15 protein-coding genes are annotated in these 13,989 nt (G+C 61.1%); 4 read left to right on the forward strand and 11 right to left on the reverse strand.

Annotated features, from left to right (window positions below):
• Positions 1-10: 10 nt before the first annotated feature.
• Genes EAY64_RS00975 through EAY64_RS00985 form a run of 3 tightly spaced genes read right to left on the reverse strand, consistent with a single transcriptional unit; the run spans position 11 to position 2,240 of the window.
• Positions 11-985, reverse strand: a complete 975-nt coding sequence (locus tag EAY64_RS00975) for a FecCD family ABC transporter permease (RefSeq protein WP_158604590.1) — start codon at positions 983-985, stop codon at positions 11-13.
• A gap of 44 nt (positions 986-1,029) precedes the next feature.
• Positions 1,030-1,836: a 4-hydroxy-tetrahydrodipicolinate reductase gene (gene dapB / locus EAY64_RS00980; RefSeq protein WP_103522919.1), complete on the reverse strand. Its 807-nt coding sequence runs from the start codon at positions 1,834-1,836 to the stop codon at positions 1,030-1,032.
• The gene (locus EAY64_RS00985; protein WP_103522920.1) at positions 1,833-2,240 is read right to left on the reverse strand and encodes an outer membrane protein assembly factor BamE; all 408 of its coding nucleotides are present in this window, start codon (positions 2,238-2,240) and stop codon (positions 1,833-1,835) included. Before EAY64_RS00985 ends, dapB begins: the two co-directional genes overlap by 4 nt.
• 100 nt (positions 2,241-2,340) lie before the next feature.
• On the opposite strand from EAY64_RS00985, the gene fur reads away from it, so the two are divergent.
• From fur to EAY64_RS01000, 3 genes are read left to right on the forward strand one after another with little or no spacing between them, the layout of a single operon-like run.
• A complete protein-coding gene (gene fur, locus EAY64_RS00990; protein WP_059286148.1) occupies positions 2,341-2,769 on the forward strand; it encodes a ferric iron uptake transcriptional regulator in 429 nt (142 codons plus the stop codon).
• Positions 2,769-3,470, forward strand: coding sequence for a leucyl/phenylalanyl-tRNA--protein transferase (gene aat / locus EAY64_RS00995; protein ID WP_103522921.1), 702 nt, complete (start codon positions 2,769-2,771; stop codon positions 3,468-3,470). Before fur ends, aat begins: the two co-directional genes overlap by 1 nt.
• Positions 3,457-4,179 carry an arginyltransferase gene (locus tag EAY64_RS01000; protein ID WP_103522922.1) on the forward strand — a complete coding sequence of 241 codons (723 nt, stop codon included), beginning with the start codon at positions 3,457-3,459 and terminating at the stop codon, positions 4,177-4,179. The genes aat and EAY64_RS01000 overlap by 14 nt, the downstream gene beginning before the upstream one ends.
• Positions 4,180-4,255: 76 nt before the next feature.
• Here the strand turns inward: EAY64_RS01000 and EAY64_RS01005 are convergent, their stop codons facing one another.
• From EAY64_RS01005 to EAY64_RS01040, 8 genes are all read right to left on the reverse strand, one after another.
• Positions 4,256-4,711: an outer membrane lipoprotein gene (locus EAY64_RS01005; RefSeq protein ID WP_226034296.1), complete on the reverse strand. Its 456-nt coding sequence runs from the start codon at positions 4,709-4,711 to the stop codon at positions 4,256-4,258.
• A gap of 29 nt (positions 4,712-4,740) precedes the next feature.
• A complete protein-coding gene (locus tag EAY64_RS01010; protein ID WP_103522924.1) occupies positions 4,741-5,781 on the reverse strand; it encodes a quinone-dependent dihydroorotate dehydrogenase in 1,041 nt (346 codons plus the stop codon).
• Positions 5,782-5,874: 93 nt separating this feature from the next.
• Positions 5,875-6,465 carry a malonic semialdehyde reductase gene (locus EAY64_RS01015; RefSeq protein WP_103522925.1) on the reverse strand — a complete coding sequence of 197 codons (591 nt, stop codon included), beginning with the start codon at positions 6,463-6,465 and terminating at the stop codon, positions 5,875-5,877.
• A 36-nt stretch (positions 6,466-6,501) separates the two neighbouring features.
• Entirely contained in the window at positions 6,502-7,323 is an 822-nt protein-coding gene (gene motD / locus EAY64_RS01020) for a flagellar motor protein MotD (protein ID WP_103522926.1), read from the reverse strand.
• Between the two features lie 25 nt (positions 7,324-7,348).
• Entirely contained in the window at positions 7,349-8,287 is a 939-nt protein-coding gene (locus tag EAY64_RS01025) for a S49 family peptidase (protein ID WP_103522927.1), read from the reverse strand.
• A 41-nt stretch (positions 8,288-8,328) separates the two neighbouring features.
• Positions 8,329-8,688: a Rieske (2Fe-2S) protein gene (locus tag EAY64_RS01030; protein ID WP_103522928.1), complete on the reverse strand. Its 360-nt coding sequence runs from the start codon at positions 8,686-8,688 to the stop codon at positions 8,329-8,331.
• Entirely contained in the window at positions 8,664-9,323 is a 660-nt protein-coding gene (locus EAY64_RS01035; protein WP_103522929.1) for an HAD-IA family hydrolase, read from the reverse strand. Before EAY64_RS01035 ends, EAY64_RS01030 begins: the two co-directional genes overlap by 25 nt.
• On the reverse strand, positions 9,323-10,258 hold the full coding sequence (locus tag EAY64_RS01040) for an RluA family pseudouridine synthase (RefSeq protein WP_103522930.1): 936 nt from the start codon (positions 10,256-10,258) through the stop codon (positions 9,323-9,325). Before EAY64_RS01040 ends, EAY64_RS01035 begins: the two co-directional genes overlap by 1 nt.
• Positions 10,259-10,777: 519 nt before the next feature.
• Between EAY64_RS01040 and EAY64_RS01045 the strand changes: the two genes are divergently transcribed.
• Positions 10,778-13,867 carry an Rne/Rng family ribonuclease gene (locus EAY64_RS01045; RefSeq protein ID WP_103522931.1) on the forward strand — a complete coding sequence of 1,030 codons (3,090 nt, stop codon included), beginning with the start codon at positions 10,778-10,780 and terminating at the stop codon, positions 13,865-13,867.
• Positions 13,868-13,989 lie beyond the last annotated feature (122 nt).

The raw sequence follows: 13,989 nt of genomic DNA on the forward strand, positions 1-13,989 counted from the left end.
CTGCTCCAGTTCAAGCACGCGGTGACTCCTGTTCTCGTCGCAGCAGCCACAGGAAAAACGGTGCACCCAGCAGGCTGGTGATGACACCAACCGGCAGCTCTGCGGGTGCCAGCAGGCTGCGTGCCAGCCAGTCGGCACTGACGGTCAGCCAGGCACCCAGCAGTGGGGCAGCCAGCAGCAGGCGGCGGGCGTCGCTGCCCGTCAATAGCCGGGTCAGGTGCGGTGCCAACAGGCCGACAAAGCCGATCATGCCGCAGCTGGACACCACTACGCCGGCCGCAATGGAGGCAAGGCAGACCACTAGCCATGCGCCACGACGGATGTCAAAACCCAGATGAAAGGCCGTGGCCTCGCCCAGTTGCAGGGCATTAAGCAAGCGCCATTGACGGAACAAGCCCAGCCAGACCAGCGGCGTGGCCAGTAGTAGCAGCCAGGCCTGCGGCCATTCGGCATTGGAGAAACTGCCCATCAGCCAGAAGGTGATGCTGCGCAGGGCGCCATCCGGCAAGGTGGTGATCAACAGGGTCAGCAAACTGCCCAGCAAGGCGGAGATGGCCACGCCGGACAGAATCAGCCGGCTGCCATTGCCATTGGGGGAGGCCAGCAGGCGAATCAGCCACAGCGTCAGCAGGCTGCCGGCAAAGCCGGCCAGCGAAACCGGCAAGATGCCGGCGCCCAGGCTCAGTGCCAGCGCAGCGGCCAGAGCCGCGCCGCTATAGATGCCGAGCAGGCCCGGTTCGGCCAGCGGATTGCGAAAGCGAGCCTGAATGGCGGCCCCGGCACTGCTCAGCAGCATGCCGCTGCAGATGGCGACCAGCAGTCGTGGCAGGCGTAGCTGCAGCAGTAGCTGTAGTTGCAGTGCCGGCAGCGTTTGATTGCCATGCAGCATGGCCCAGACAATCCCGCTGCCGTGCAGCAGCGAACCGAGGCAAGTCAGTAACAGGGCAACCAGCAGGCACTGGCAGAGCAGGGAGAGGCGGATCATCAGCGGGGGAGGGAGTCGGCCGGGCGGCCAGACTCCCGCAGGCCTTAGCGCAGGCCCAGTACATCCTGCATGTCGAACAGGCCGGAGGGCTTGGCCGACAGCCATTTGGCGGCACGCACGGCACCGTTGGCAAAGGTGGCGCGGCTGGACGCCTTGTGGGTGATTTCCACCCGTTCGCCCAGGGTGGCGAACAGCACGGTATGGTCGCCCACCACATCTCCGGCCCGCACGGTGGCAAAGCCGATGGTGTTGGGATCGCGTTCGCCGGTCACCCCTTCACGGCCATATACCGCGCATTCCTTGAGGTCGCGGCCCAGGGCGTCGGCAATTACTTCGCCCATGCGCAGCGCGGTGCCGGAAGGTGCATCCACCTTGAAGCGATGGTGTGCCTCGGTGATCTCGATATCGTAGCCTTCGTTGAGCACCCGTGCCGCCATGTCCAGCAGCTTGAAGGTAAGGTTCACCCCGACGCTGAAGTTGGAGGCAAACACGATGCCGATTTTTTCGCTAGCCGCCTTGATGGCAGCCTTGCCGGCATCATCAAAACCAGTGGTGCCGATGATCATCTGCACGCCGTGCTGCTGGCACTGTTGCAGATAATCCAGCGTGGCTTCCGGGCGGGTAAAGTCGATGACCACATCCGCACCGGACAGCGCGGCGGCAAAGTCGCTGGAAATCCTGACCCCGGTCTGCTGGCCGATGAACAGGCCGGCATCCTGACCGATGAAGTCGGAAGCAGCACGATCAACCGCAGCGTGCAGACGTGCGCCGGGGGTGGCCAGTACGGATTCGATCAGCGTGCGGCCCATGCGGCCGGCAGCGCCGACGATGACGATATTCAGTTCACTCATTGCTTGGGGGCTTCCTGGGCAGCAGGCTGGGCCAGCTGGGCGGGGGCAGAGGCATCAAGCGGCAGAATGGCGCGCTCGGCCGGCTGTGCCGTGCCTTCTACCCGTACCATGCTGTCGCCTTCAAAGAAAACGGTCAGCAGTTTCTTGTCGACCAGCTTGCCCTGCTTGGTGTCCTGATATGGATAGTCCCAGCGGTTGTTGTGGAAAGAATCGGTCAGCAAGGGGGTGCCCAGCAGGAATCGTACCTGGGAGCGGGTCATGCCGGGCTTGAGCTTGGCCACGGCATCTTCAGTGACATAGTTGCCTTGCTGGATTTCCATCTTGTGGGGGGTAATCCAGTTGATGGGATTCATGGAGGTGCAGCCGGAGAGGGCGATGACGGCAGCGATGATCAGGGCGCGCATGAGACTCCGATGGGCTGAGGATTATATTTAACTGGCGGTGTTAGGCAAAGCCGGCAAAAGGCTTTATCATGCTTCAAAAATCGACCTAATTTATATCACGATGAGCAAAGCCAGTCACCTTAAAGATATCGGCCTGAAAGCCACCGGCCCGCGTCTGAAAATTCTCGACCTGTTCGAGATGACCGACGATCGCCACCTGTCGGCCGAAGATGTCTATCGCAAACTGCTGGCCGAGAATATCGACATCGGTCTGGCCACCATTTACCGCGTGCTCACCCAGTTCGAGCAGGCCGGCATTCTGGTACGCCACCATTTCGAATCCGGCAAGGCCGTGTACGAGCTCAACCAGGGTGGTCACCACGACCACATGGTGTGCGTGAAGTGCGGCAGCGTGATGGAATTCTTCGATCCTGAAATCGAGGCCTTGCAGGACCGCATCGCCGAGCAGCACGGCTTTCGCATTGCCGAACACGCGCTGTATCTGTACGGCGAATGCCTGAGCTGCCAGGGCAAAACCGGCAGCAAGTAATGATTCCCTGGCTCGGACACGAGCTGGTTTTTCCTCCGGTTCGCAGCGCATTGGCCGAACCGGACGGTCTGTTGGCTGCTGGCGGCGACCTGTCGCCGGCGCGCCTGCTGCTGGGGTACTCCCAGGGCATCTTTCCGTGGTTTTCTGCAGGCGAACCCATTTTGTGGTGGTCGCCTTCCCAGCGCATGGTGCTATTCCCGCCGCAGCTGCGTGTCAGCCGTTCGCTGGACAAGACACTGCGCAATCGCCATTACCGGGTGACGCTGGACACGGCTTTCCGACAAGTGATGGAAGCCTGTGCCGCGCCGCGCGCCGGGGCTGCCGGTACCTGGATCATCCAGCCCATGGTGGAGGCTTATTGTCGTCTGCATCAGATCGGGGCCGCGCATTCTTTCGAGGTATGGATGGATGGCGAACTGGTAGGCGGCTTGTATGGTGTGGCCCTGGGGCGAATGTTTTATGGTGAATCGATGTTCTCCCGCCGCACGGATGCCTCCAAAATCGCCTTTGTCCACATGGCTCGCCACTTGCAGGCGCAAGGCGTGGAGATGATCGACTGCCAGATGCATACCCCGCATCTGGCCAGCCTGGGTGCGACGCTGATTCCAAGGGCTGAATTTATTGCTACTCTGAAGAACAAGACGCTTGAACCCCAGGCGGACAGCATGTGGAACTATTGTTTCGACCATGAGCCATCGTGATGCCGGACCGGCGGTTGCCATTCATTTTTATGCTACCGCCCCTTACGCCTGCAGTTATCTGGACGGTCGCCAGGCGCGCTCGCAAGTGGCTATTCCTGCCGAAGCCATTGATGCTGCGGTTTACAGTCAGTTGGTGAGGCTGGGTTTCCGCCGCAGTGGTCTGTATACCTACCGGCCTTATTGCGACAGCTGCCAGGCTTGCGTGCCGGTACGGCTGCCAGTGGCGACCTTCGCGCCCAACCGCAGCCAGCGGCGTGGCTGGAAGCGCTTGCAGGGCATGGAGGTGCAGCTATTGCCGCTGGAGTTCCGTCAGGATCATTACCAGCTGTACCACGACTACCAGCAGTCGCGTCATGCCGGTGGTGGCATGGCTGAGGATAATGTGCAGCAGTATTCCGAGTTCATTCTCAAAAGCGGCGTGGACAGCCTGCTGGCGGAGTTCCGGCTGGATGGCGAGCTGAAAATGGTCAGCCTGATCGACCGGCTGGCCGACGGCCTGTCGGCGGTGTACACCTTTTACGACCCGCAGGATGCCCAAGCGGGCTATGGCGTGTTCAATGTGTTGTGGCAGGTGGAGCTGGCGCGGGCTTGGCAGCTGCCCTATCTGTATCTGGGTTACTGGATTGCTGATTGCCGCAAGATGGCCTACAAGTCGCAGTACCGGCCGCTGGAGCAGCTGCAAGATGGCTGCTGGGTGGCAATGGAGTAGGCCGGATTGACCAGGCCGGTAATGAAAACAGGCTGACCATGGTCAGCCTGTTTTGCGTATTGCAGCCAGACAGCGATCAGTAAGGTACCACCCGGTCGTTGCCGCCACCGGTCAGTACGCGAACGCGCTGACCGGCTGTCAGCGGAATGTCGGCGTCCTGCACGATGGAAATCATGCGGCCGCTGCCATCGAGCTTGACGGTCACTTCCAGTGCATTCTTGCCACCCATGCTGCGCTGCGCGGCATTGGCACCGAAGCCACCAGCCAGTGCACCGACGATGCCACCGGCGATGGCACCCTTGCCGCCGCCGATATTGCTGCCGGCCAGGCCGCCCAGTGCGGCACCGCCCAGTGTCAGCAGTTCATTGTTCTGGCCTTCCATCTTGACGTTGTTGACCGATACCACGCTACCCAGCTGTACGGTCTGCGCCTGGCGCATCTGCCCCTTGGAGTAGACGGCGGCGGAGTCGGAGGTGGCGCAGCCGGAGAGCAGGCCCAGCGACAGGCTGCCAAGCATTACAAGGCGAGTCATCTTGTTGAACATATATCCTCCCTGGGATGTCAATTGCGGGTTTGTTGTTGCAGGTGGCGGGCGATGGCCTGGCTGCACTGGGCGATCAGCGGTGGTCCCTGATAGATCAGGCCGCTGTAAAGCTGTACCAGTGTGGCGCCGGCTTGCAGCTTTTCTACTGCATCTTCACCACTGAGAATGCCGCCTACCCCTATGATGGGCAGGCTGCCGTCTAGTTCACGCGCCAGCTTGCGGATCAGTTGCGTCGAGCGCTCGCGCACCGGTGCGCCGGACAGGCCGCCGGCTTCGTCCTGCAGCGGGTGCCCGGCGATCTCGCTACGCGACAGCGTGGTATTGGTGGCGATGACGCCATCGATCTTGTGCTCGGTCAGCAGGCGGGCAATGTCGGCAATCTGTTCGTCGTCCAGATCCGGGGCGATCTTCACCGCCAGCGGCACGTAGCGGCCATGCTGCTCGGCCAGTTGCTGCTGGCGGGTCTTGAGTGCAGCCAGCAGGCGCGACAGTTCGTCGCCTTGCTGCAGCTGGCGCAGGTTCTTGGTATTGGGCGAGGAGATGTTGACCGTGATGTAGCTGGCGTAGGCATAAACCTTGTCCAGGCAGATCAGGTAGTCGTCTACTGCGTTTTCAATCGGAGTGACGGCGTTCTTGCCGATATTGATGCCCAGCACGCCGTTGAAGCGGCAGTTGCGCACATTGTCGAGCAGTACATCGACGCCACGGTTGTTGAAACCCATGCGGTTGATGATGCCCTGATGCTCCGGTACGCGGAACAGGCGTGGCTTGGGGTTGCCATCCTGCGGGCGCGGGGTGATGGTGCCGATTTCCAGAAAGCCGAAGCCCAGTGCCGCCAGCGCATCGATATGATCGCCATTCTTGTCGAGGCCAGCAGCCAGACCCACCGCATTGGGAAAGGTCAGGCCCATGGCCTTGACCGGAGACCGGGTCACGGCCGGAGCGGCCAGGCCAAGCAGGCGCAACTGGTGAGCCTTGTCCAGTAGCTGCAGGGTTTGTTCGTGGGCGGTTTCTGCGTCAAATCTGAACAGCAGAGGGCGCAGAAGCGGGTAGAGCATGAGCGTCTCCGGGGTGAATTTGCCCGCTAGTATAACCGGGCAATGGCCGGGAGCCGAAGCACCATGGTCAAATCCACGCCCGCTTACGCTATGTCAGAGTATCTGGCAGGCTTCGTCAAAACCGAAGCGCGGTGAGCGCGCATGCAGCTTGCCGGCTTCGCCATAGCCCAGGTTGATCAGGAAGTTGGACTGGCAGCGGCCATCGGCAAAAAACTCGCCATTCACCCCCGCATTGTCAAAACCCGACATCGGACCGCAGTCCAGTCCCAGCGAGCGCGCGGCCATGATCAGGTAAGCACCTTGCAGTGTGCTGTTGCGGGCGGCGGTGGCGGCAATGGCGGCATCGTTGCCTGCAAACCAGCTCTTGGCGTCGGCGTGCGGAAACAGTCGCGGCAGGTGCTCATAAAACTGCATGTCCTGCGCCACGATCACGCATACCGGCGCGGCCATGGTCTTGTCGACATTACCTTCCATCAGGAAGGGGCGCAGCCTTTCCTTGGCCGCAGCAGTCTTGAGGAAGACAAAGCGGGCGGGAGAACAATTGGCGCTGGTGGGGCAGAGCTTGAGCAGGTCAAACAGCTGGTGCAGGGTTTCGTCACTCACCGGGCGTTGCTGCCAGTGGCTGTGACTGCGGGCATTGTGAAACAGCTGTTCCAGCGCAGTGGCGGATAGCGGGGTGGTCATGGGCTCCTCCTGAATTGGTATTGTGTGGGCGTCTGACTATTTGCCGGCAGGAACGGCAGCCGGGGCAGGGGTGGTGGAGGGCTGCGATGGCAGCACTTCCGCCTCGTTCTGGTCTTCGGCCAGCACGGTAATTGACACGCGACGGTTGGTGGCGCGGCCATCTGGCGTGGTGTTGTCAGCCACCGGCAGGTTTTCGCCCCGTCCTACGGCGACCAGTCTGGCCGGGCTGATACCGCTTTCCTGAAACAGTCGTACCACGCTACCGGCGCGGGCTGCCGACAGTTCCCAGTTGGATGGGTAGGTAGAGGTTTTGATTGGCACGTTGTCGGTAAAGCCTTCCACCCGGATCTGGTTGTCTACCTTGGACAGCAGGGCAGCCATGCCGGACATGATCTGGCGCGACTGGTCGTTGGGTGAAGCCTGACCCACCGGAAACAGCGCCGTATCACGGATATCGACGGTAATGCCCTTGGGGCTCTGGGTGATGTTCACCTGGCCGCCCTTGACCAGCGGGTCCATTACCTTGGCCAGGTCAGCGGCCAGCGAGCCAAGTTTGGGGTTCGGTTCGACATGGTGATCCCCGGTGACCGCCTTGGCGATCGGTTTGGTCTGGGGGACCTGGATCATGGTATTGGCCCCGCCGGTGGGCGGGGTGGTATTGATATTGATGGTGGAGCCACTGCGAAAGGCATCGACGATGGCCGAGGACAGTACCCGGTACTTGCCCTCGTTGACCGAAGAAATGGCGTACATCACCACGAAAAAGGCGAATAGCAGGGTGATGAAGTCGGCATAGGATACCAGCCAGCGTTCATGGTTTTCGTGCTCTTCTTCCTGTCGGCGGCGTCGGCGTGCCATATGTGCTCCGCGATGAGGGCTGTAGTCAGAACAGGCGGGTGTTGAACAGGCTGCGTACGCCCCCGGCGAATTCGACACCTATCTTGCGTGCCACGCGGCTGGAAAGGTCGTCCTGCTGGGTGTAGTCCACCGTCTTTTCCGCTTTGATGATGTCACGGGCTACCGAGCGGGTATTGCCCAGGCCGTCGGCCAGTCCCAGCGGAATGCCCTTTTCGCCTAGCCATACCATGCCGGAGAATAGCTGCGGGTCGTTTTTCAGCCGGCTGCCACGGCCATCGCGCACCGCCTTGATGAATTGCTGGTGGATGTCATCCAGCAACTGCTGACGGATGGCTTCCTGTTTCGGATTGCTGGGCGAGAAAGGATCGCCCATGGCCTTGTTTTCGCCTGCTGTTTTCAGGCGGCGTTCCACGCCCAGCTTGTCCATCAGGCCGGTAAAGCCAAAGCCGTCGGACAGTACGCCGATGGAGCCGATGATGCTGGCCTTGTCGACGAAGATCTTGTCCGCTGCCGCCGCGATGTAGTAACAGCCGGAGGCGCACACTTCTTCCACGGTGACATAGACCGGAATCGCCGGATGTAGCTTTTTCAGTCGACGGATTTCATCGTAGGCCATGCCGGATAATACCGGGCTGCCGCCGGGGCTGTTCGCCTCGATGATGATGCCGCGCGTGCCGTGGTCGGCATAGGCGTCTTCAAGCGCGTCGGTCAGTTTTTCGGCGGTATTGTTTTCGCTGTCGATCACGCCATCCAGGCTGATGACGGCGGTGTGGCCGCTGCCGGTGAGGGCTTCGGCTGATTTGTCTTCATTGCGCAAAAAGGCGAAGGCCAGCAGGCTGCCGATGATGCCCAGCCACACCAGGCGGAAAAAGATTTTCCAGCGCCGTGTGCGGCGTTGTTCCACCACAGCGGCCATAGCCAGTTTTTCCACCAGCTGGCGTTCCCAGTTTGGAGTGTCGTTCATTGTGCTTGCCCTGAGTGCGAATGTCGGCAGTCTAGCAAAATTCAGTCAGGCATGACATTCAGCCACACTTGGCCATCTGCTTCATGCAAGGGAAGGGGCTGCAGACTCTGGCCACGGCAGGGGCCACCCACGCAGCGGCCATTATTCGGCAGATAGAGCGCACCATGCATGCTGCACACCAGATACTGTCCGGATAAATCGAACACATTACCATCCTGCAAGTCCAGCTCGATGGGGATGTGGCGGCAGGCATTCACATAGCCATAGACCCTGCCCTGATAGCGCAGGGCCAGGGCGGACTGCGGCTTGCCGTCAGCGCTGTCCAGCTCGAAGCGCACGGCGCGGCCGCTATCCTGCAAGTCGGCGCTGGCGCAGATCAGCCTAGCCGTGCCAGCAGCCATTGCTGCAACTCCGCAAAGCTGTGGACGATGACCTGCGGCTGGCAATCCTCTAGCAGTCCCACGTCGTGCGCGCCGTAGCTGACCCCCACGCCATGCGCGCGCGCGTTCAGTGCCATGTTGAGGTCGTGGCTGGTGTCGCCAATCATCACCGTGCGTGCCAGTTCCACACCCAGTTCGTCGCTGATTTCCTGCAGCATGGCCGGGTGCGGTTTGGAATGGCATTCGTCCACGGTGCGGGTGGCGTCAAACAGCGGGCCCAGGCCGGTTTCGGCCAGCTGGCGATTGAGGCCCACCCGGCTGTTGCCGGTGGCCACCGCCATGAATACGCCGCTGTCACGCAAGGCTTGCAGGCCTTCCCGCACGCCGTCGAACAGCGTCACGCCGTCGTCGCTGCTGCGGTAATGGCGGATAAAGCTCTCGGTCAGCGCCTTGTGCTGGGCATCGTCAAGGCCGGGGCAGGCCAGGTGCAGGGCCTGGTCCAGCCGCAGGCCGATGACATGGCTGGCTGCCTGACGGTCTGGCACGGGCAGGCCCAGTTCGCGGCAGGCATTCTGGATGGAGTGGGTGATGTGTGCCGTGGAGTCCATCAGCGTGCCATCCCAGTCAAAAACCAGCAGGTCGTAGTGGCGTGCCATCAGTTCCTCAGTTTTTTCAGAAAGCCTTCCAGCTCGGCTGGCAGCGGGGCTACCAGCTTTAGTGGCTCACCGGTCAGCGGATGAGGCAGGTTCAGGCTGCGGGCATGCAGGAACATGCGCTTCAGGCCGCGTTTGGCCAATTCTTTATTAAAGGCAAAATCACCGTATTTTTCGTCGCCGGCAATCGGGCAGCCACTGGCCTGCATGTGCACGCGAATCTGATGGGTGCGGCCGGTGCGCAGGTGGGCTTCCACCAGGGTGAAGTCGGCAAAGCGCTCCACGATGCTGAAATTGGTGTGGGCAAACTGGCCATCATCGCCCTCGGCCACCTTGACCCGGCGCTCGCCGTCGGCCGTGTGGAATTTGAACAAGGGCAGCTTGACGCTCTTGTTGCTCGGGTCCCACGAACCCAGACCGAGCGCCAGATAGCGCTTGTCCGGGACATTGGCGCGCATCATGTCGTGCAGCTTGACCAGCGCCGAGCGCTTTTTGGCCAGCATCAGCAGGCCGGAGGTTTCCCGGTCCAGCCGGTGTACCAGTTCCAGATACTTCCAGTCCGGGTGCGCCTTGCGCAGTTGTTCGATCACGCCAAAGGACACGCCGCTGCCGCCGTGTACAGCCACGCCGGCCGGCTTGTCGATCACCAGCAGGGCATTGTCTTCGTATACCACCGGAAAGCTGCCGGGCGGCACGTCATTGACCGGGCGCTCGGCCACGCGGATCGGCGGAATGCGGATCTGGTCGCCAGCCTGGATGCGATAGGACGCGTCGATCCGGCCCTTGTTCACCCGGACTTCACCCGAGCGCAAGATGCGATAAATATGGCTTTTGGGTACGCCTTTTAGAATGCGTACCAGGAAGTTGTCCAGCCTTTGGCCGGAATCTCCATCGTCCACGTCAAGAAACGTGACGGAGTCTTTGCGAATGTCAGTCATATTGCTTATACTTCGTGCGCTCGACCGCACATTTCAGTGCGATGACAGCGTTCCGGAAAGCCATGGTCACAGGCAGTATTGCCGCGTGATGCTGCTGCGGGAAAGTGAACCGGCCGGCAGGGTGTTGACCCTGACCTGATGCCGCGTCAACCGGCCGCAGCCAAGGTTAACTCGCTCACCAAAAAGCAGCGATGGTAATGCATTTAGTCGCATAACGCACTCACGAGTATTCCATTTCCTGATGCAGAGCCAGTCAGGAGATCTTGCAGCAAAGTTTGACCCGGCACGCAGCCCTCCAGTTTGTCCAGCCCGCCCGCGATGGCGTGCTGGGAGAAAATTTCCGATGCGCTAATGCGCTCAAACCCCCGGGCACGTGTGAATTTAGTCAGGAAGTAGGCTTGATATCTCGGTTGTAATGATCTTTATACCAACACTTCTTTCGGAAAGCGCCCATCAATAGCCTCTGGGCCGTCAAATACTGGCTGCATCCCTTGCGTGAGTGCTGCGCAGGGAACGTTTATGAAACGCATGTTGTTTAATGCAACGCAGGCTGAAGAGCTGCGCGTTGCCATCGTCGACGGGCAAAAGCTGGTCGACCTCGATATCGAAACCGTTGGCAAAGAACAACGTAAAGGGAATATCTACAAGGGCATCATCACCCGTATCGAGCCCTCCCTCGAAGCGTGCTTTGTCGATTACGGCACCGAACGCCACGGCTTTCTGCCGTTCAAGGAAGTGTCCCGCTCCTATTTTCAGGGCTATGACGGCGGCCGTCCGCGCATTCAGGATGTGCTGCGCGAAGGCATGGAAGTCGTTGTTCAGGTAGAAAAGGACGAGCGCGGCAACAAGGGCGCTGCCCTGACCACCTATATCAGCCTGGCTGGCCGCTATCTGGTGCTGATGCCCAACAACCCGCGTGGTGGTGGCGTATCGCGCCGCATCGAGGGTGAAGAGCGTCAGGAGCTGAAAGATCTGCTGGCCCAGCTGGAAGTCCCCAATGGCATGAGCCTGATTGCCCGTACCGCTGGTATCGGCCGCAATCTGGAAGAGCTGCAATGGGACATGGGCTATCTGATGCAGCTGTGGCGCGCCATCGAAGGTGCGGCCGGCTCGCAGAATGCGCCTTTCCTGATTCTGCAGGAAGGCAGCCTGGTCATCCGTGCCATCCGTGACTACTACCACCCGGATATCGGCGAAATCCTGATCGACACCGACGAGATCTATGAACAGGCCCGCCAGTTCATGAGCCACGTGATGCCGAACATGGTGCATCGCGTCAAGCTGTACAAGGATCACGTACCGCTGTTCTCGCGCTTCCAGATCGAACACCAGATCGAAACCGCCTTCTCGCGCAGCGTACAGCTGCCGTCCGGTGGTGCCATCGTGATCGACCACACCGAAGCGCTGGTCTCCATCGACGTCAACTCCGCCCGCTCCACCAAGGGTGCTGACATCGAAGAAACCGCCCTGCGCACCAATGTTGAAGCCGCCGAAGAAATCGCCCGCCAGCTGCGTCTGCGCGACCTGGGTGGTCTGATCGTGATCGACTTCATCGACATGGAAAACCCGAAAAACCAGCGTGAAGTGGAAAACAAGCTGCGCGATGTACTGAAGCACGACCGTGCCCGCGTACAGATGGGCAAGCTGTCCCGCTTTGGTCTGCTGGAACTGTCGCGTCAGCGTCTGCAGCCGTCGCTGGGTGAAACCAGCCACGAGCCTTGCCCGCGTTGCCATGGCATCGGCTTTATCCGTGGTGCCGAATCCTCCGCCCTGCACATCCTGCGCATCATCCAGGAAGAGGCGATGAAGGAAAACACCGGTGCCGTGCATGCCCAGGTGCCGGTTGATGTCGCCACCTTCCTGCTGAACGAGAAGCGTGCCGAAATCCACTCCATCGAAGAGCGTCTGGACGTGGATGTGGTGCTGATTCCGAACATTCATCTGGAAACGCCGCATTACAAGATTGCCCGTATTCGCCACGATGATCTGGCCGAACTGGGTGATAGCCCGAGCTATCTGCGCGTGGAAGTGCAGGAAGAAGACATCATCACCAACTTTGGCCTGGAAAAGCCCAAGGTTGAACGTCAGGAAGCCGCCGTCAAGGGTATCACCCCGCAGCAGCCGGCCCCGGTGTCCAGTCAGCCTGAAGTAGCTGCCGTAGCCGCTCCGGTAGTGGCCGAGCAAGGTGTGGTCGGTCGTTTCTTCGGTTGGGTCAAGAGCCTGTTTGCCGAGCCGGAAGCTGCTCCGCAAGAAACCGAAAAGAAAAAGCCGGCAGCCGCCACCCAGCCGCGTGACGGTCAGCGCAATGGCAACCGCCAGCGTGGCAATGAGCGTCGTCCGGGCAGCCAGGCGCGTCGTGATCACAATGAACGTCGTCATGGTGAAGACGCTGGCAAGCGTCCGACCGAAGCCCGCCAGGATGGCGAGCGTCAGGATGGCCGCCGCCAGCCGCAACGCAATGAGCGTGCGGATCGTCAGGAACGTCCGGAGCGCGTAGAGCGTGCCGAGCGCGCTGAACGTCCGGAGCGTGCAGAACGCAGCGAACGTGCCGAGCGTGGCGAACAGCCGCAGCGCGAGCCGCGTCAGCGCCGTGAGCGCGAACCGCGTGAAAACCGCGAGCCGCGTGAGCAGAATGCCCGCCCGCAAGCTGAAGAGCGTAATGAACAGGCTGCACCGCAAGCGGCCGAGAAGCCGTCGCGTCGTCGTCAGCCGCAGTCCGAGCGTAATGAAGCAGACAAGCCGCAGGCCAATGCCGCGGAAGAGCTCAAGCTGAATGGCGCCGAAGGGGTGGAAGCAGCCGCCGAATCGGCCGAGCAGCAAGAGCGTGGCGAGCGTGGTCGTCGTCGTCGTGGCCGTCGTGATCGTCGTCGCGAACCGCAGGATGGTGAAAACACCTCAGCGCTGGGCGAGGCGGGTGAAGTGCTTGCCGCTGCCGCAGCGGGTGTTGTTGCCGTAGAAGCAGTGCCTGGCCAGGAAGCCGCGCCGCAGCCGGAAGTCATCAAGCCGGTAGAACCAGTGGCCGAAGCTGTGGTGAGCGAGCCGGTGGTACAGCCTGCTGTTGAGCCTGCCGCTGCCGAAGTGGCCGAGCCGCTTGTTGAGGTCGAATCGCCAGTAGCTCCGGCAGCAGCTGCAGCAGTTGTTGAGCAGCCGGCCATTGAAGCGACCCCGGTTGGCGAAGTGGCTGTGACTGCGGAAGCCCCGGCAGTCGTGGCTGCGCCTGAAGTGGTATTGGAGCAGGTCAGCACTGTTGTCGAAGTTCAGCCGCTCAGCATTGAGCCTGCTGTGGCCGAGGTGGCTGTAGTAGCCGAGCCGGTTGCGGCAGAGCCGGTGGTGGCTGTGGTCGAGCAAGTGGTGGAAGTTGTCGCTGCGCCGGTAGAGCTTGCTCCGGCAGTAGTGGCAGTAGAAACCAAAGCCGTGGAAACCAAAGCTGAAGCGCCGGCTGACCTGGGTGGTCTGGTTATGGTCGCCACCAAGGCTGTGGTGCAGCAGGAACAGCCGCAAGTCGAAGTGCCGGCTGGCCCGCGTCGCCGCGATGTAGTTCGCCAGGCCGCCGAGCAGGCCGCTCCGGCAGAGGTGGTGTTGCAGCAGGTGGAAACCCGCAATAACTGATGTATTCCGTCGGGCCGCTGAAAATTGACTTCAGGGGCTTGACGGTTTGATCAGGTTTTTATAGAATTGCGTTCTCTCAAGGCAATTCCCTGATAGCTCAGTTGGTAGAGCGACGGACTGTT

Source organism: Aquitalea palustris (genome assembly GCF_003693445.1).
Lineage (GTDB): Bacteria > Pseudomonadota > Gammaproteobacteria > Burkholderiales > Chromobacteriaceae > Aquitalea > Aquitalea palustris.